General features: G+C 37.6%; 21 protein-coding genes. 4 read left to right on the top strand and 17 right to left on the bottom strand.

Annotation, left to right across the window (positions count from 1 at the left end):
• Positions 1 to 87: 87 nt before the first annotated feature.
• Positions 88 to 675, bottom strand: coding sequence for a TetR/AcrR family transcriptional regulator (locus HMPREF2867_RS00165; protein ID WP_070574866.1), 588 nt, complete (start codon positions 673 to 675; stop codon positions 88 to 90).
• A 155-nt stretch (positions 676 to 830) separates the two neighbouring features.
• Between HMPREF2867_RS00165 and HMPREF2867_RS00160 the strand changes: the two genes are divergently transcribed.
• A complete protein-coding gene (locus HMPREF2867_RS00160; protein ID WP_070574863.1) occupies positions 831 to 1424 on the top strand; it encodes a class I SAM-dependent methyltransferase in 594 nt (197 codons plus the stop codon).
• A gap of 179 nt (positions 1425 to 1603) precedes the next feature.
• Here the strand turns inward: HMPREF2867_RS00160 and HMPREF2867_RS00155 are convergent, their stop codons facing one another.
• The 10 genes from HMPREF2867_RS00155 to HMPREF2867_RS00110 form a co-directional block, all read right to left on the bottom strand.
• Entirely contained in the window at positions 1604 to 2833 is a 1230-nt protein-coding gene (locus HMPREF2867_RS00155) for a dihydrolipoamide acetyltransferase family protein (RefSeq protein WP_070574860.1), read from the bottom strand.
• A gap of 10 nt (positions 2834 to 2843) precedes the next feature.
• Positions 2844 to 3875 (bottom strand): alpha-ketoacid dehydrogenase subunit beta, encoded by a 1032-nt coding sequence (locus tag HMPREF2867_RS00150; protein ID WP_002890539.1) that lies wholly within the window; start codon positions 3873 to 3875, stop codon positions 2844 to 2846.
• Between the two features lie 16 nt (positions 3876 to 3891).
• On the bottom strand, positions 3892 to 4965 hold the full coding sequence (locus HMPREF2867_RS00145) for a thiamine pyrophosphate-dependent dehydrogenase E1 component subunit alpha (RefSeq protein ID WP_014634179.1): 1074 nt from the start codon (positions 4963 to 4965) through the stop codon (positions 3892 to 3894).
• A 102-nt stretch (positions 4966 to 5067) separates the two neighbouring features.
• Positions 5068 to 6408 (bottom strand): dihydrolipoyl dehydrogenase, encoded by a 1341-nt coding sequence (gene lpdA / locus HMPREF2867_RS00140; protein WP_070574857.1) that lies wholly within the window; start codon positions 6406 to 6408, stop codon positions 5068 to 5070.
• 558 nt (positions 6409 to 6966) lie between these two features.
• Positions 6967 to 7170, bottom strand: coding sequence for a CsbD family protein (locus HMPREF2867_RS00135; RefSeq protein WP_070574854.1), 204 nt, complete (start codon positions 7168 to 7170; stop codon positions 6967 to 6969).
• Between the two features lie 233 nt (positions 7171 to 7403).
• The gene (locus HMPREF2867_RS00130; protein WP_070574854.1) at positions 7404 to 7607 is read right to left on the bottom strand and encodes a CsbD family protein; all 204 of its coding nucleotides are present in this window, start codon (positions 7605 to 7607) and stop codon (positions 7404 to 7406) included.
• 85 nt (positions 7608 to 7692) lie between these two features.
• On the bottom strand, positions 7693 to 8253 hold the full coding sequence (locus HMPREF2867_RS00125; protein WP_049546105.1) for an Asp23/Gls24 family envelope stress response protein: 561 nt from the start codon (positions 8251 to 8253) through the stop codon (positions 7693 to 7695).
• Positions 8254 to 8267: 14 nt separating this feature from the next.
• Positions 8268 to 8438, bottom strand: coding sequence for a DUF2273 domain-containing protein (locus HMPREF2867_RS00120; RefSeq protein WP_070574849.1), 171 nt, complete (start codon positions 8436 to 8438; stop codon positions 8268 to 8270).
• An 11-nt stretch (positions 8439 to 8449) separates the two neighbouring features.
• The gene (amaP, locus tag HMPREF2867_RS00115; RefSeq protein ID WP_070574846.1) at positions 8450 to 9016 is read right to left on the bottom strand and encodes an alkaline shock response membrane anchor protein AmaP; all 567 of its coding nucleotides are present in this window, start codon (positions 9014 to 9016) and stop codon (positions 8450 to 8452) included.
• 61 nt (positions 9017 to 9077) lie between these two features.
• Positions 9078 to 9317, bottom strand: coding sequence for a GlsB/YeaQ/YmgE family stress response membrane protein (locus HMPREF2867_RS00110; protein ID WP_049545819.1), 240 nt, complete (start codon positions 9315 to 9317; stop codon positions 9078 to 9080).
• A 700-nt stretch (positions 9318 to 10017) separates the two neighbouring features.
• On the opposite strand from HMPREF2867_RS00110, the gene HMPREF2867_RS00105 reads away from it, so the two are divergent.
• The 3 genes from HMPREF2867_RS00105 (at position 10018) to HMPREF2867_RS00095 (ending at position 12443) form a co-directional block, all read left to right on the top strand.
• Positions 10018 to 10389 (top strand): hypothetical protein, encoded by a 372-nt coding sequence (locus HMPREF2867_RS00105; RefSeq protein ID WP_037604021.1) that lies wholly within the window; start codon positions 10018 to 10020, stop codon positions 10387 to 10389.
• 43 nt (positions 10390 to 10432) lie between these two features.
• Positions 10433 to 11458 (top strand): DUF389 domain-containing protein, encoded by a 1026-nt coding sequence (locus HMPREF2867_RS00100; protein WP_060972391.1) that lies wholly within the window; start codon positions 10433 to 10435, stop codon positions 11456 to 11458.
• Positions 11459 to 11561: 103 nt separating this feature from the next.
• Entirely contained in the window at positions 11562 to 12443 is an 882-nt protein-coding gene (locus HMPREF2867_RS00095; RefSeq protein ID WP_002886150.1) for a diacylglycerol/lipid kinase family protein, read from the top strand.
• 293 nt (positions 12444 to 12736) lie between these two features.
• On the opposite strand, the gene HMPREF2867_RS00090 is transcribed toward HMPREF2867_RS00095, so the two are convergent.
• The 6 genes from HMPREF2867_RS00090 to HMPREF2867_RS00065 form a co-directional block, all read right to left on the bottom strand.
• Complete coding sequence (locus HMPREF2867_RS00090; RefSeq protein WP_037611460.1) at positions 12737 to 13426, bottom strand: alpha/beta hydrolase-fold protein; 690 nt, start codon at positions 13424 to 13426, stop codon at positions 12737 to 12739.
• Complete coding sequence (locus tag HMPREF2867_RS00085) at positions 13407 to 14423, bottom strand: ABC transporter substrate-binding protein (RefSeq protein WP_002885936.1); 1017 nt, start codon at positions 14421 to 14423, stop codon at positions 13407 to 13409. The genes HMPREF2867_RS00090 and HMPREF2867_RS00085 overlap by 20 nt, the downstream gene beginning before the upstream one ends.
• A 20-nt stretch (positions 14424 to 14443) precedes the next feature.
• Positions 14444 to 15199: an ABC transporter ATP-binding protein gene (locus tag HMPREF2867_RS00080; RefSeq protein WP_061652229.1), complete on the bottom strand. Its 756-nt coding sequence runs from the start codon at positions 15197 to 15199 to the stop codon at positions 14444 to 14446.
• Positions 15200 to 15203: 4 nt separating this feature from the next.
• Positions 15204 to 16247, bottom strand: coding sequence for a FecCD family ABC transporter permease (locus tag HMPREF2867_RS00075; protein ID WP_070574844.1), 1044 nt, complete (start codon positions 16245 to 16247; stop codon positions 15204 to 15206).
• A gap of 174 nt (positions 16248 to 16421) precedes the next feature.
• The gene (locus HMPREF2867_RS00070) at positions 16422 to 17168 is read right to left on the bottom strand and encodes a CPBP family intramembrane glutamic endopeptidase (RefSeq protein WP_070574841.1); all 747 of its coding nucleotides are present in this window, start codon (positions 17166 to 17168) and stop codon (positions 16422 to 16424) included.
• Positions 17169 to 17216: 48 nt separating this feature from the next.
• Entirely contained in the window at positions 17217 to 18056 is an 840-nt protein-coding gene (locus HMPREF2867_RS00065; protein WP_021144455.1) for a DUF4300 family protein, read from the bottom strand.
• Positions 18057 to 18080 lie beyond the last annotated feature (24 nt).

The following is an 18080-nucleotide window of genomic DNA, read 5'->3' as shown; positions in this document are numbered from 1 at the left end:
ATAGTAAATTTTACACCCATGCATGAGAATATACAACTGATTGGGATGGGATGTTGCTAGCTGTGAACAATAATAGAATTAGGAAAATCATGATTTCTTTTTTCCTAAAATACCGTACAAAAAGATCTGATGAATTTGCTCAACCTCTGTCTCTAAATTGTCACTATGGGCTAATTGATTTCCCATACCATTAAGAGCATCCATGACATTTAAGATAAGCTCTGTCGATAGGTCTTCAGCAATAACCCCCTCTTCTTTTCCGAGCTTAATATAAGCACGATAGATGTCACGTTTTTTTGCAGTGATTGCTTTCGCTAAGAGAGTTGAAAAAGTAGGTTCTTTCACCAATTTATCTTGAAAATATTCCGAGATTTGCTGACTCATTTTCTCCTGACATAGGGCAAAAGCATGGTCTAATTTTGTTTTAAAATCTAGATTGCTGTTTAAAATATCCTCAGCTTGTTGGGCTATTTCTTCAAACAAGTCATTAACACAGAGAGCTACCAAATTATCTTTACTCCCGAAATAATTGTAGATAGAAACAGGAGATACTTCTGCTGCCTCTGCAATAGATTTTATACTAGTTTCCTTAAAACCTTTGTCTTTAAACAAACGCAAAGCTGCTTGAACAATCGCTTGCTTCTTTTTCTCAGTCGTCTTTTGATATTGATTCATGTGAACACCTCTGTTATAAATAATTGTAGCATAAGTTTGAAATATATAAGTAAATATTTCATTTTTTCTTGCTATTCTTACTAGCTTTCTCTATAATGAAGTTTGAATTTTAATCATGTATATTTCAAACTTTATTTTCAAAAATGGGAGGGACCATGCTCATTCAATATCTTATAAAGCAATCTAGAAAACCAAGTGGTCTTGTCGGGCGATTGATTACCAACATCTGGTCGTCCTATTTCAAGGAACTCAGCCTTTGGGCAATCAAACAAACCACTATCCCCAACAATAGTCGGATTTTAGAAATCGGCTATGGCGGTGGTAGCACTATTAAAAACCTTCTTGCTTTAGATAAAGACCTTGACATTCATGGTATTGATATTTCCGAAGAGTCTTATCATACTGCTAGACGAATTCATTCAGAGGCTATAGAAAATGGAAGTGTTAAGCTGAGGATTGGTAATGTAGCAAACCTTCCCTACCAAAATAGTGATTTTGATTTAGTCTTTACTATTCAGACACATATTTTCTGGGACGATTTGAAGCAGAGTTTTCAGGAAATCTATAGAGTCATGTCCAATCCTTCCACTTTGATTATTGCTTCCGAAAAAGAAAAAATAAAATATCATATGACAGATTATGGGACAAGCCATGAATTGAGGCAGTTGTTAACAAGCATTGGCTTTTCAAAGATTGAAGAAAAGCAAAATTACAAATGGGTTGTGTATGTTGTCACTAAGAGTGATTAGGAAATTTAATAAAAAACTCCTTAATCAAATCTAATGTCTCAACCCTAGCAAAACACAAAGAGAAGACTAATTTAGTCTTCTCTTCATACTAGGTTGCGGAACATCAACAATTACTTTACTTTTATACCTCTAGTAAGTCCTATTCGTCCACAATTGCATCTTACAAATGGATACTTCTGTTAGAAGATAAGGAGATAAGGATCTTCAAGATAAGAAACAACTCTTGCTAAAAATTCAGCAGCTGGAAGGCCATCGATGACTTGATGGTCGAAGCTCAGACTCAATGGAAGATAGTCTTTTTGAACAACCTCTCCCTCCTCATTAAATGCTAAAGCTTGTTGAGTTGCTCCTACTCCAAGAATTGCCACCTCTGGGGAGTTAAGGATTGGTGTGAAGTATTCTACACCTGGCCCCCCTAGGTTCGTAATTGAGAAAGTAGAACCACTATATAGGTCAGATGGAAGTGTACCTTTTCGAGCTTGATTAGCCAGAGTCTTAATGCTTTGACCAAGATCTGCTAAAGTCATACGGTCTGCATCTCGAATCACAGGGACAACCAAACCATCATCCAAAGCTGTTGCCATACCAATATGAATGCGTTCTTGAATCTGATGAATGCCGCCACCATACCAAGCATTCAAAGCTGGAAAATCTCTCAAAGCTTTGGTTACTGCTTTAGTTAATAGAGTTGTGATACCTAGTTCACCATTTTCAAGTGGAGTATGGACCTTGGCCTTAAGTTCTTTACGGAATTTCAAAAGCTCAGTTAAATCAGCCTTACGATGGAGTGTCACTTGAGCAGAAGAATGAAGACTGTTCATCATACGTTCGGCAATAATCTTACGCATGCCTTGGAGTCCCTCACCGTATTGACCTGAGGTCATATCTTGTGGTAGAGGTTCAACGACCTTATCAGCAACAAGACTTGGTTGGTAAGATTCTACATCACGTCTTGTAATACGACCATTTCCACCTGTTCCTTTAATAAGGGAGATATCATAGCCTTTCTCAGTAGCTATCTTACGAGCCACTGGTGTAATGAAAATTCGTTCCCCACTAGTACGAGCTATAGGTGCTGTAGTAGATTTAGGACTAGACGGTGTTGGATCTTTAGCGACTTCAGTTGCAGCTTCCTCTTGTGCAGGAGCTTCTTGGGTTCCTACATTTTCTCCTTCCTGGCCAACCCATCCAACAACTTCTTTACATTTAACTGTAGCACCTTCACCATGCACAATGTCTAGAACAACCCCAGAAGCAGGGGATTCGACTTCACTAGTCAATTTTTCAGAACTAATTTCCAATAAAGGCTGACCACTTGTTACTGTATCACCAACTTGGACCAACCACTTTTGAATGAGTCCTTCAGTCATGGTTAGGCCGAGCTTGGGCATTAAAATTTCTGTTGCCATAAGCGCCCTCCTATCCTTTCAAGTCCTGAATCAATTCATCAGCTACTTTCAAAACCTTATCCGCATCCGGGATATAGGCTTGTTCTAAGTTTGTCGCAAATGGAACAGGAGTATTTGGTGCACAAACACATTTCACTGGTCCATCAAGATAATCAAAAGCTTTATCTGAAACTACAGATGCAATATCAGTTGCAGTATTGTTATGCGGGTTTGCCTCATCCACAATAATCAAACGACCCGTTTTCTTCACGGAATTTAACACTGTTTCTTCATCCCATGGAGCAACTGTACGAAGATCAATCACTTCTACAGAAATATTGTCTTTTGCTAAACGATCTGCGACCTCATAAGCTACATACAACATCTTACCAATTGTCACAATTGTTAAATCCTTACCTTCTCTACGAACGGCAGCCTTTCCAATTGGTACAGTATAGTATTCTTCTGGCACTTCCCCTTTTAAGCCATAGAGGGTTTTGTCCTCAGAAAAAATAACAACATTATCATCTTCAATTGACGCCAATAGTAAACCTTTAGCATCATATGGTGTAGCAGGAACAACTACCTTAATACCTGGAATAGATCCAAAGAGACCGTAATATGAGCCAGAGTGTTGCGCAGCAGCTGAAGCACCTGCCCCGTGCATAGTACGAACAACCATCGGAACTTTAGCTTTACCGCCAAACATGTAACGCATCTTAGATGCCTGTCCTAATAGGGCATCAAAACAGAATCCAATAAAATCATTAAACATCAACTCTGGTACAGGTCTTAGTCCCGTAAGCGCCATCCCCACCGAAGCTGATAAATAGCCGTGCTCAGAAATCGGAGTATCAATAACACGTTCCCTGCCATATTTCGGCATCAGTCCTCGTGTAATCCCCATGACACCGCCCCAGGCATCCTCGTTATTATTTTCTAAGTGTTCAACATTAACACCACCTGAGATATCCTCTCCTAGGAGAACAACTCGCTCGTCTCTTTCCATGGCTTGATCGAGCCCTTCATTGATGGCTTTCATAAATAATGTTTCTCTAGTCATTATGAATCCTCCTCAATCAGTCTGCAAATACGTCTTCGTAGAGAGCTTCTTCTTTTGGAATTGGGCTCTCTTGAGCAAAGTGGATTGCATCTTCAACATCTTTTTGTGATTGGGCAACAATCTCATCCAATTCATCTTGGCTAAGGATACCCTTTTCAGTTACCAGATCACGAAATACTTCCAAGGCATCCACATCTGCCCATTCTTTTTCAATTCCATCTGGTGCTTTGTATTTTTGCTCATCTCCTTCGAAATGGCCATGGTTACGATAAGTAATAGCTTCAATTAACGTTGGACCATCTCCACGACGCGCACGTTCAATGGCCTCCTTAGCCACTTGATAAACAGCAAATAAGTCCTTACCATTAACGCGAACTCCAGGCATATTGTAAGCTTGTGCACGTTCAGCAATTGTTGGAGAACCTGATGAATACCATTGTGGTGTTGATTCTGCAAAAAGGTTGTTTTCATTTACAAATACCACAGGTAGATTCCAAATAGAGGCCATGTTTAAGCACTCATGAAAATTACCTTCATTGGCAGCACCATCACCAAAGAAACATACAGCAACATCATCAGTCTTTAGATATTTGTTGCGCATAGCAGCACCCGTCGCAAGACCAAAGCCTCCGCCTACCATACCATTAGCACCAAGGATTCCTTTATCCAAGTCAGCGATATGCATAGAGCCACCCTTACCTTTACCAAGCCCAGTAGACTTACCAAAGATTTCAGCCATCATTTTTTTAAGGTCTCCACCTTTAGCCACACAGTGTCCATGTCCTCGATGTGTGCTAGTAATGTAGTCTTTATCAGTCAGGTTAGCACATACCCCAGTCGCAATAGCTTCCTCACCTGAGTAAAGGTGAACAAATCCTGGAATTTGACCGATTGAAAAGAAATGTCGTGCATTTTCTTCAAAATTTCGAATATCCCACATAGTCTTATACATGGATTTAGCCTCTTCTTTTGAAACATTTTCCACACCAAGATCATGGGCAGTTTGAACCTTAACTTCTTCCTTGGTTAAGGTTTGTCCCTGATGTTTTTCTTTCATTAGGGCTTGTGGCAATTCTTGATAATGTGTCATATTGTTTCCTCCTTCTATAGAGAGCTTTATAAAAAACAAATATTATTGACAGATATATAGATTGAAAAATGAGAATGGCTGTGCTAAACCTATCCATCGACCTTAGGACCTTAAAATCAGTCTTGCAACTTCCTGAACCAACTCAGAAATTGTTGGATGTGCAAAAATTGTCTTATCAAGCTGATCAAGTGTTCCTTCAGCATCTTTCAAGACAATCAAGGATTGTAGAATATCAGTTGCATGTGGACCAACGATAACGGCACCTAATAGTAGGTGATAGCGTTTTTCGGAGACAATTTTAACAAAACCTTTTGCTGAATTAGACGCAATGGCTCGACCATTATAAACATAAGGAAGTTGACCAACTGATATATCATATCCTTGTTGTACAGCCTCCTCTTCTGACAAGCCAAAGGAAGCAATCTCTGGTGTTGTAAAGAGCGACCGTGGAACACTTGAATTATCAACCGGTTCCTCAGCCTGACGACAAATGGCTCGAACAGCTTTGATTCCCTCGCTACTAGCAACATGAGCTAACATATATCCAGGAATCAAATCCCCAATCGCATAAACACCTGATTGAGATGACTCGTAATAACTATCTACCTTAATAAAGCCTTTTTCGGTCAGCTCCAAGCCCATCATTTGGGCTAACTCAATATTTGGCTTACGCCCTGTTGCTACAAGTAAGTTATCATAAGAGTAGGACTTCCCATCTGCTAAAATTACAGCATTTTCTTTAACCCTATCTATGCTAACTCCCTCCAGAATGGTAATTCCAAGTTGTTCCATCTTTTCTCTAATAATGGAACGTGCTTCATCATCTTCAGTTGCTAAAATTGTTGGTGCAACCTCTATCACTGTCACATCCACACCAAGTGGAGCCATGGCAAAAGCTAACTCAACGGAAATAATACCTCCACCAATGATAAGCAAACGTTGAGGAAGTTCCTTTAAGTTGAAAAAGTTATCTGTTGTCAAGTAGTCAACATCGTTAATACCAGGAATAGGAGGAATAAATGGATGACTCCCCGTCGCCAAAATAACAGACTTACCTGAGACTCTTTCACCATTAACTTGGAAGGTTTTATCAGAAATATAAGCTGCCTCACCTTCAATATAGGTGATCCCTAATTGTTTAAAACTTGATTGAATACCAGACTGTAGTGTTGCTACGACTTGATCTTTGCGAGCAACAAGTTTTTGAAAATCAAGATTATCATTTAAAACTGTCACTCCATACTGAGAGGCTTCTTTAGCAGCTAATAGCCAATGGGCATGTTCAAGATAGGCTTTGGATGGGATACAGCCAACGTTCAAACAGGTGCCACCTATGGAGTTTTTCTCAATGACAGTTACCTTTTTACCTAAACGGGCAGCTTCTTCAGCAGCAACATAACCACCAGGACCTGCCCCTATAATGAGAATATCACATTGACTCAAAACAATACTCCTTTCTAGAATGGAAGTCGGCTGTTAGCCGAACCACTTCAAGTAGGACAAAAACTCGGAGATGTTTTTGAAAGCGTTTTCTATACTTTGATTATAAAACTAATACTTATGAAAATCAAGTAATTCACTGAAAATGCGATGTTTTGGTGGTGAAAACATTCACAAGTAATGCAAACGTTTGCCATTCCCTATTCGGGATGACGTTAGCACTTATACTTTGCTGATTTGTATAAGAACTAGAAAAATACAAATCTCCCCCAATCATTAAATAATTCTTCAAAATGTTATAAAAAACACTCTAGCGTCTATAGCTTGGATAAAACTATAGAAATTAGAGTGCTTTTACTATTAGAAAGAATATATGGATTTAAAAAGGAATTTAAATTAATCTAAAGAAAGTTGATTTTTCACCTGAGTAATATCGTAATGTTAAGGATTTGTCATAGTTTTTGGTGTTGTTTTAAAAGTGAGTAGTTAGGAGTAAAACAACCTTAAATTTCTTGTAGAGCAATTTCCATGTTTTAAGTGAAAAATCAATCGATTTTAGAACTATTTATCGTCCTTTTTAACCATATTTTTAACGCCTTCGATAGCCCCTTCAACAGCCTCTTTGGCATCTTCGGCAACTTCTTTAACTTTTGAAACTACTTTTTCAGCAGCTCCTTCTTTTTCAGTTTTTTTGTCATCAGTTACTTTTCCGACACCTTCTTTAATAGCGCCTTTAGCTTGATTAAGTTTTTCTTCTACTGACATAGTGTCAACCTCCATTAATGAATTGTTTTAAATATTGAAAGGAATATGTAAAGAACTTAGATTGTTCAAAAGAGGATTGATTTTCCACTTGAGTAATCTTTTAAAGATATTGATTTGTAGATAAATTGAATGTAATCAGTATAAATGAGTTATTAGGAGTAGGATATGACATCCCTATCTTTTTCATACAGTAGTTTTTAAGACTTTGTGTGAAAAATCAATTAATCTTAGAACTATTTATCGTCCTTTTTAACCATATTTTTAACGCCTTCGATAGCCCCTTCAACAGCCTCTTTGGCATCTTCGGCAACTTCTTTAACTTTTGAAACTACTTTTTCAGCAGCTCCTTCTTTTTCAGTTTTTTTGTCATCAGTTACTTTTCCGACACCTTCTTTAATAGCGCCTTTAGCTTGATTAAGTTTTTCTTCTACTGACATAGTGTTACCCTCCATTGGAAAATCAGATTATTGAAAATGAACGTTTTTAAACAATTCATTTAAATTTTTTTAGGCATAAAAGAATTTAGTGAACTCTTGGTTCTGCTTTAGCAGTCGCTTCAGAGACAGCTTCAACACCTTCACTAACTTTTTCCTTTGCAGCTGAGAAGCCATCACTCAATCCCTGTTTTGCGCTTTCAAATTTATCGGAAGTAAATTCACTTGTTGATTCAACAACTCCAGTTACTCGATCTTGTAGGCTTACTGAGTCTGCTTCATGTTGCTCTTTAGTCTTGATATCAACAACATCTACATTAACTTCAACCACTTCCAAATCAGTCATCTTAGAAATTTCTGAAACAACAACCTCTTTGATTTTCTTGTATAGTTCAGGAACATTCTTTTGATATTCGACAATTACGTTCAAATCAACAGCAACTTGCTCTTTACCAACTTCAACATTGACTCCGCTTGCAACGTTATCAGTATTGATAAGTTTTTCAGTTAGGTTTGAGAAAAAGCCTCCATCAATAGCCAACAAGCCTGGAATATTTTCTAAAGAAAGACCAATAATTTTTTGAATGACTTTATCTTCGTAGGTCAATTCGCCTTTTACTTCTTCTACTTTTTTTTCTACTTTTGACATATGAATCTCCTTTACTATTTAAATAATTGTTTTTGTTGAATATAATATCCAATTCCAACTCCTAGAGTGGCGCAAATCAAGACAAATAAAGTCTTAAAAAAACCATAGGATAGGATGAAGCAAGCTAAGATAGCACCCGCTAATCCGGAAAGAAATGGATATTGGTATTTTTTAAACCATTCCATTTTTTACTTCCTTACTTTACACGACTAACAGTTTTTTTACGTGGTGGTTTTGGCTTGTATTCTTTTACAGAAATATACAGTTTTACACGATGATTCATTCCAAAAAACTGTGTCAATCCATCAGCAATCTCATCTTTAATTATTTGAGTTCGTTTAATAATGTTGTCTGATGGAAGCATTTGTCCTTCTACGTGAACTAAACATTTATTCTTACGACTGTTTACCTTAATAGTAGGATCCTTTATAAAATTGTGATTAGCAACCACACAACGCACAAATCCTTCAATAGCTGAATTTTTTAATTTTAGTTCACCATCAACATCAGGTAATTGAATCTCTAAATATTGTTTAGGATAAAAGAGTATAACAAGCATTAGGAACAACACTACAGCTGAAAGAACTAGAGTACCCCAGAAAATATATCTTGAAAGATAAAATTCCAGAAAGGAAATTTGTTTCCAATCAACTAAATGAAGTCCTAAGCCACTGACTTTATGATAATCTAGCAAAATAGGAATCAAAATTGTCAAGATTAAAATACATAAAATAAGGTAAAGTATTTTTTTGGTTTTTGACATATTGAATCCTTTCATCAACAGAATTTGAACTGTGATCTATTCCTGTCAAAAAGATTCAAGTTCATTCTTTTTTCCCTAGGAAAAATGATACTACTGCAACAACAATGACCGCTCCCAAGATTGATGGAATTAATGCCATTCCTGCTAGACTAGGTCCCCATGCACCGAAAAGTGATTGTCCAACAGATGAACCTACTAAACCTGCAAAGATATTAGCGATTATTCCCATGGAACCTCCCTTTTTAGTGATTCCACCTGCAATAAGACCGATAAAGCCTCCTACGATAATAGCCCAAAGCATAATGTCTCCCCCTTTCTAAATTGAGGAAAGTTAGATTGTTTGGAAAATCAAACAATCTAAAGAGTTACATTTTAGCTAAAACATTTTTTATATTAATCTTAACAATCATAAGATTAATGTAAGTATATACCTGTTAATAACAGTATAAGTTAATTAAATTGATAAGTCAATGAAAATGTTTGCGCTTACAAAAAAATAGAATGACAAGCATTAATCGTTTTTGCAAACGATTGCATAGATTTGCAAGTATTTTATGTTATGATTCTTGTAGTTTTTTGAACAGTTTTGTAAATACTCTACATTTATAGTTATTATTATCAGACCATTCTGATAATTGAATGATTCATCAATAAAACATTTGATTATGTTGGTATGACCATAAGATTTTTAGCCAATTAAAACGTTAAAAAAACTCCCTAAGAAGTGAGAGTGACGAAAGTGGAAATAAAATGTATAATTGAAATATGTAAACCCTTACACACTTTTTCTTTATGAAGTATCATCCAATAAAAAACCTAAATCATACACAGGATACTGTGTTATTTTCAGTAGGAGTTTAAAATTCAAAAAGGAGATAATTATGGATATTAGAGAAACATTGAATCGTCAGGATTACACTAAATTAGACGAATTTAGTAAACAACTTGAGGGCTTTGAACGACTCTTTGCAGACAAGGATTTGCTTGAAATGCGTCAGGAATTGGCCAAAATTAATAAGGATGAGGTCGTTGGTTTATGCTCAGAAATTAATGGATATAAAACAGGTTTTATGGATGCATTAACCCTATTGGATTCTGAAATAGATTTGCAAGCTTTCAAAGAATTGTTTGAGAAGTGGTGGATTGATTATGAATTTGATCAACGTATAAATGTACTACTTGGTCAATATCCTTATACCAATTTTGAGGAGAGAATTGATTATGAATTGAAAGAAGAATATGGAACAAGCTCTCGTAAAGAAGTTGCAAAAATAATGATTGACGATTTAGAAACATCATCAGAGGACGAAGCTAAAAAGTTATTTCTTCAGGAAATCCTTTCCTTACAAAAGAGATCAAACGATACCGATTAACTTCTTCAAAAGTTGACTATAGTAACAAAGAGGGAGTACTGTTATGGAAAAAGTTTTGAAGGATGGTAAACTTTATTCTCTAATAGAATTTAGGGACAAAATCTATGAGGATTTAGATTTATCAAAAAGTGACCTAACCACTTTATTGTGTGCGATATTGATTGCATCTATTGGTTTGAATATGAATTCTATTCCAACAATCATAGGGGCAATGTTGATTTCTCCATTGATGACACCTATCCTTGGAGTAGGTTTTGCGTTAGCAATATTAGATACAAAACTTCTCAAAAAATCGTTTAAAGTTCTTTTTATTCAAGTTGCAGTAAGCCTTTTAGCCTCTACACTTTATTTTTTACTTTCGCCCATTTCTTACGCAAGTACGGAAATTATTGCTAGAACTTCGCCCACAATTTGGGACGTTGTAATAGCATTCGTCGGTGGATTAGCCGGCATTATTGGAGCACGAAAGAAAGAAGCTAATAACATTGTTCCTGGTGTCGCCATTGCAACTGCTCTTATGCCACCCGTTTGTACCGTGGGGTATTCTATTGCCACAGGAAATCTTGAGTATATGATAGGGGCGTCATATTTGTTCTCCATTAACTGCAGTTTTATTATGATTGCTACATATATTGGCACTAATGTGATGATGGTTAATAATCCTTATGTTAAACATAATCGTAAAGCCTCTAAAATGCGAAAAATATTAATTCTAGTCTCGCTTGTTCTTATTATTCCAAGTTTAGCTTCTGCAACTACCTTAGTTAGAGATACGCTAATCAATGAGTCTATCAATAATTATCTATCTGATCAATTTGAAAACCATACTATTTTGAAAAAGAAATATAGTAAAGAAAACAATACACTAAAGCTAACCATTTCAGGTAAATATCTTTCAGAAGCTGAGTTACAAGGTATCATTAACAAACAAAATGAATATGGTTTGAAAAATATCTCGATTCAGGTTTCACAATTAACAAATGATAGATTAACTGAAAAAGAATTAGTCGACTACATCATTCAATATAAAAACGATGATGATCTTCAACAAATAGAAAAGGATAAGTAAAAAGAATCCCCAAATAACAACAAGTAATGTGAGATATTAATTTGATAAGCATAAGAAACCGTTGAAAAGTATTGTCACTAGTAGTCCATAGGAGAAAATAGCAATGAAAAAAGTAATGATAATTATTAATCCAACTTCTGGAGGAGAAACAGCATTAGATTATAAAGAGATCTTGGAGAATAAGGCTAAAGAGTATTTTGATTATGTTGAAACTAAGATTACGCAAAAAGCCAAAGATGCAACTCAATTTGCTGAAAAAGCCTCTAAAGAAAAATATGATGCAGTAATTGTTTTTGGTGGAGACGGTACTGTAAATGAGGTTATTTCAGGGATTGCTGAAAAAAATCACATCCCAAAACTTGGGATTATTCCTGGTGGAACTGGTAATTTAATCACTAAGCTATTAGAAATCAACCAAAGTATTGATCAAGCGATTGAAGAACTTGACTTCAATTTTACTAAAACCATTGATGTTGGAAAAGCTAATCAAAATTATTTTGGCTATATTTTTAGTGTTGGATCTTTACCAGAAGCTATTCATAACGTTGATATTGAAGATAAAACAAAGTACGGTATCTTTGCATATGCAATCAATACGATGAAGTCCGTTGTAGAAGACGATGTATTTAATGTTCGTATTGAAAGCGAAAATGGCAATTATGAAGGTGAAGCTAGTCAGGTCTTAGTTCTTCTATCTAATTACTATGCAGACAAAAAACTATTTGATGAAAATACAGATGGATATGGAAATATCTTGATTTTAAAAGATGCATCCATCATTTCTAAATTATCGACTATCCCAGATTTGTTAAAAGGGGATCTAGTAGGTAACGATAATATCGAATATATCAAAGCGCGTAATATTAGGATTTCTTCAGAGGTTGAGTTAGAGTCAGATGTTGATGGAGACAAATCGGATAATCTTCCAGTAGATATAAAAATACTAGGGAACCATATCGAAGTATTCTCAGGCACCAAAGTATAGTTTTTTCCCTTCTACTTCTCCAACAAAAAAGTTTTAAATGATATAAGTTACTGCATCAGCAACAATAATAGTCCTGTCCTTTTTGAAGTTAGGATATAAGTCAAAGGTAAATAAATTACCTTTAATATACAGAGTTAAGGCGTCTTTTGATTCATGTCTAAAAACTTTTCGGAAGCATCAACTGTTATGGTAGTTTTCGAGCATAACAAAAAGTAGTGAAGAGATTCCATCGTCGGAATTTTCTTCACTACTTTTTTAGTCTGTCTAGTGCTCTTTCTTACACCATGTTAAAACTAAAGCTTCCACTGCTCAATCAACCAATCCGAAAAAGCGTCATATCTTTTTTGGAGATGGTCATGATGTCCGTAGGGGTCAAATGCTGAATAAGTAGACACGCTCTGTTTTTTGATAAGTTCATGCACTTCTTTGGCATAACTAGGAGCTTTGGCCAATCTATTCTTATGATTAGCCCCCTCGGTCAAACCGTTACGTAAATAGACCGAGCAAGACTTATTGATGGGCTGGTGGGCTTTGCAGTAAGCTACAAAATTTGGATACCAGAAGGATCCACAAATGGAGAAGATCAAAGGCATCTTATCACTGCTATAAAGACTGGAAATAGCAGCCAAACCACCCAGCGAATAGCCTCCGTAAGCCATGCGACTTTCATCCAGTCGAAACTCTTGTGCAATGCTTTTGAAAATATGGCCAAATAGATGGTCATGATAGCTGGCTAGCTTACCGCCAAAATCAGGGCTTCCAGGTCTCAGAGCCTGAGCCTGCCAAGGCGTAAAATCATCCAAGCGATTCTGAGGTTCAAGCCCAACCAGGATAACAGAATCTGCGATTTTTCCCAGATACTCAAGCTGCCCATCGTTCAAAAAAACAACTGGATAAGCCTTCTTGAAATCATAAGACTCAGGAAGGGCAACCGTAACCTGAATGTCATGGCAGACAAAGTCTTTATTTATTAACAAAGTCATTAACCTTTTCAAGAGAATCAATCACAGATGGACCGTAATCCATAAGCTCATCATAAGAAATAGTCATGATTTTCTTGTTTTTAACGGCTGGAACATTTTCAAGAACAGCGTTCTTTTCCATCTTGTCTGTTGCTTCCTTGTCCATGGCCTTATTACGGTCACTGGTTACATAGATAATCAATTCTGGTTCCATTGACACGAGATTTTCCAGAGTCAAATCTGATGTTCCTGTCGCAACATTGGTATAACCAAGCTGATTGAGCATGCTTTCTTGAAGGGCAGATTTGTAAGTTCCAAAGGTCTCATCGTTGTAGGCACACATGATAAGAGCCTTCTTCAAGTCTTTGTCAGAAGACTTGTTTTTCTTTTTAACAGCGTCGATACGCTTTTGAAGTTGTCCCGCATACTTGTCTGCCTTGTCTTGGACGTTGAAAATGTCACCAATATTTTTAACATCTTCGATGATATTATTCAAATCTTGTTTGGTTGTTGAGACAGAAGCTTTTTGGGTATAAACAGGAATGTCGTTGCTGTTCCATGTGCTGATGGTTCCCATTGACTTGTCTGAGAACATCATATTACGACCAATAAGAGCATCTGGTCCGTAAGCCAAGATGGCTTCTTGAGAAATTGTTTTCTTATCACCGATATGTGGGATTGAAGCAATGTCATCCTTATATTTATCGGTTACTTCATTGTCAGGGTTAAGCATACCGACAATTTTGTCTTTCAAACCAAGCTCAATCAAGATTTCAGTTGATGAAAGGTTATTGGTGATAACCTTTTCTGGTGCCTTTTTGAAGACTTGATCTAGCTCAGTTCCTTTATCGTCATAAGTTTTGACAGTCAAAGGATACTGGGTTTCTGACTTGGTCTTTTTCACCGTTTCTTTTGCTGATGATGACGATGATGTGCTGTTTTTATATGTAGAACTGCATGCTGTCAATGTGAGGACTGCTGCAGCGATTAATGCGATACGAAATGTTTTCTTGTTCATAAGGCCTTCCTTTCCTAGGCTTATAAATACTGAATCATTGCCTGCTGGTCATCCGTCCAGGTAATACGACTCTGAACATCATAAACCGCCTGCAAGGATTGTGGGGTTACGGCATCCCTTGGGACACCTTGGGCAACAATCTCACCCCCTTTCATTAAGTAGATATAATCTGAAAAACGACAGGCCAATTGAATATCGTGGAGAACTGCAAGAACATTAATGCCGAGTTCCTTGACCAAGGCCAACATCTCCAACTGATACTTTATGTCCAAATGATTGGTAGGCTCATCCAATAAAAGGAGTTTGGGTTCCTGAGCCAAGGCACGCGCTAGGATGACTCTTTGTTTTTCGCCACCTGATAGGGACGAATAATAGCGTGTCTTCTTTTCAGACATGCCAACCTTGTCTAGGGCATCCTGAACGAGCAAGTGGTCCCGCTCCGATTCTTTTTGCAGAAAGGAAAGATGGGGCGTTCGGCCAAGCATGACAATTTCTTCCACCGTACAATCAAACTGAAGGGTGTTAAACTGTGTCACAACGGCCATTTCTTTTGCAGTTTCCTTTAGACTTATCTGATCTAGGGATTTCCCATCAAGAAAAATCTGACCGCTATCTGGTTTCAACTGGCGGTAAATGGTTTTGAGCAAGGTTGATTTCCCACTTCCATTTGGTCCCAGTATGGTCTGGAATTGCCCACCTTCAACCTCTAGAGAGACACCGTTTAGGATTTTTTTCTCTCCAATCGAATAATGAATATCCTGACACTTTACATCCATAAGTCTAAACCACCTTCCTACGATTTCTAGTCACAATATAAATAAAGAAAGGTGCGCCAACTAAGGCTGTAAAGATACCGATAGGTAGCTCTGCATTTTTGACGAGGATTCTCGCCAAGACATCTGACCAAACCACAAACAAGGAACCTAAGAGAGTTGCCACTGGAAAAAGCTTACGATAGTTAGTTCCGACTAAACTTCTAGCAATATGAGGGGTAATCAAGCCTACAAAGCCGATAATCCCACAGCTAGCAACCAAGACGGCCGTTATGACCGCAACAATGGCAATATAAAGATACCAGTAGAGTTTAAGTGGAATCCCTAAAGTCAAAGCTGCCTCATCTCCCATCATCATGGCATTGAAGACACGATACTGAGTTGAGAAAAAGAGAAAGGCCAAACCAACCACTACTGCTGGAAGCATCACATCTGACCAAGATGTTCCTGTCAATGAACCCATGGTCCAAAACTTAATGGTCATGACACTATCTGCTGTCGCTCCAATAGAGATTATAAAATTGGCAAAGGCAATAAAGAGGGCATTGACAACCGTTCCAGATAAAATCAGGCCAGATGTGGTCACTCTCCCCTGCATAGAGGCAATGATTAAGACAAGAACCGTCGCTAGGATAGCCCCCACAAAGGCACCCAAGCCTACCACAGCCTTAAGGCCTAAAATGATGGCCAAGGTTGCTCCAAAAGTTGCCCCTGCCGAGATTCCCAGGATATAGGGTTCGGCAATCGGATTATTAACGGTTGACTGCATGACACTCCCAGACATGGAAAGGCCTGCACCAACTATTAACCCTAGGAGAACCCTAGGAACTCGCATATTCCAGATAATAGCTTCAAGTGGTTTGGCTATGTTATGACTGGCCATCGGAAACCCCAATTTTCTGAGGATGACACCATAGGTATCACCTATATCTATAGTGACCGCTCCTAAAGAAACTGCTATAAAAACTGACGCTACTACTAAAAATAGAAGCAAACAGAGCAGGCTTAGGTAGCGGGAAAAAACAAGGTGTTTTGTTATTTTAAAAGGCATTAGCACCTCCTTTCCACCTGTAATGTCAGAAAATTTTGACAATACATTTTCTAGTATAACATGCCTCAAAAAGAAGGGCAAGGTCATTTGAGTATTACATAGAAAAAAGAGCAGTCTTGAACTACTCTTAAGATTTATAAATAATTGAAGCAAAGTGAGAAAAAAGTCGGTTTATCATTTAACTTTCTCCACACTGCTACTAGCAATTCTCATGGCAAGAAGGATTATCAGCACCTTAATCACAAGGGATAACCAAATGTTCTCAACTGATGACAGTTGCGATAAAGCATTGATCAACGCATGTGTCATCACACAAAGCCAAAGGCTTCTGGTCTTTGTATAAATTACGGATAAGATGAAACAATTGCTTAATAAGCCTAGCAAAAATGGCAATAAATGAATCGTAGTCAGAGACCCATCAATGTAAAAATAGAGTAAATGCCATAGTGACCAGGCTACAAAGGTACACAGCGTAGACACTAGATAGGTCAACTTTTCTTGCAAAGTAGGCTGGAAAAAATAGCGCCAACCAATTTCTTCGATTCCACCAAAAACGAGGGCTTTTACAAATAAAATTATGGGGAAATACCAAACTTGGATAAGTATACCTCCACTCAGGATTAGTGGTAGAAAATCCAAACATAGAAAAATGAGGACTAAGAGATAGTTACTAAGAGGCTGTTTGACTTGGAAAAAATCACTGACAAGCTGTTTAAAACTGGAGTTATGATAGCGGATGCTAATAATTGCTCCCCAAATGGCTGATGACAAGCCACCTAACATAAGGGTAAAGAGGCCAATTGGAGTCCCATAATCAACCCTAACTTCTCCTGCTCTTAGCAGCCAAACAAGGAGACTGACCAGTAAAATCTGTCCAAAGGTCCCCGCCAGATAAAGCAACAAGGCTTGTTTTCTTTTCATATCTTGCTTCCTTTTTCTTCCCTATTAAAACTTCCGCTTCACGTTAAGCTAGTCCATATCCACCCATTTGTCATTATCCATGATAAAGGGTTTGGCTAGGCCTGGTCCAGTATAGTCCTTGTACTTGGTTGTGAGATACTTGTAGCAATCTTTTTTGCTGGCAAATTTAATGGCTTGGTAGGGCTCTTCAAAGGTTAACTTTTCAACAAATAAGTAGCCATCCGTCGTAGGCACCAAGACTCCGACGTGACCGACAAAAAGGTAATCACCATCCAAATTATCGTGGACAACAACCGACAGCATGCGTGCCTTGTCATCAAAGGTGAACTGTTTGTAGTAATCCTCCATATGCTTGGCGTGAACCTTGACATCTTGGGTAGCTTCGGTCTTGACCCTTGAAAAAAGAATGTCAAAGTTTGCCTGGTCCTTGGCATTAAAGAGCTTACCCTTGTCAATGGCGTCCTTGTCTTGGAAAAGGAGCTCAGTATCACTTTTGACTTGAGGAATCTTGATTTTGCCTTTCAGTAGCGTGTAGGTGTTGATACGGCAGTTGGTACCGATAAAGTCACCATGCTTGGCTGTCCACAGGCTACTGATTTTTTCCACATCATAGTCTGTTTTGGTAAATGGCGCAAAATCCCCAGAAAGTCCAACAGTACCCACGGTATCATTGTAATCCCTAACCAGATTGATAAAGTTATCCACACTCTCCTCGTTCAAATGTTTCGAGAGTATGGCTCGCACCTCATTAAGACTGGCCTTGCTATTAAGGTTGGAGTAGCTTGGTTTTTCCTCCTTTTTGTGTATATGTGCAAAAACTGCTAAACCGACGAGTAATAGGCTAGCGATAGATAAAAGAATTAGCGTCTGTTTTTTTAGATGTTTCATAGGGCACCTCCTTGGCTTCATTAT

Origin of the sequence: Streptococcus sp. HMSC064H09, assembly GCF_001812625.1 — a bacterium.
In the GTDB taxonomy this organism is placed as follows: domain Bacteria; phylum Bacillota; class Bacilli; order Lactobacillales; family Streptococcaceae; genus Streptococcus.
The sequence above is the reverse complement of the archived record's forward strand: the minus strand, read 5'-3'. Positions and strand labels throughout refer to the sequence as shown.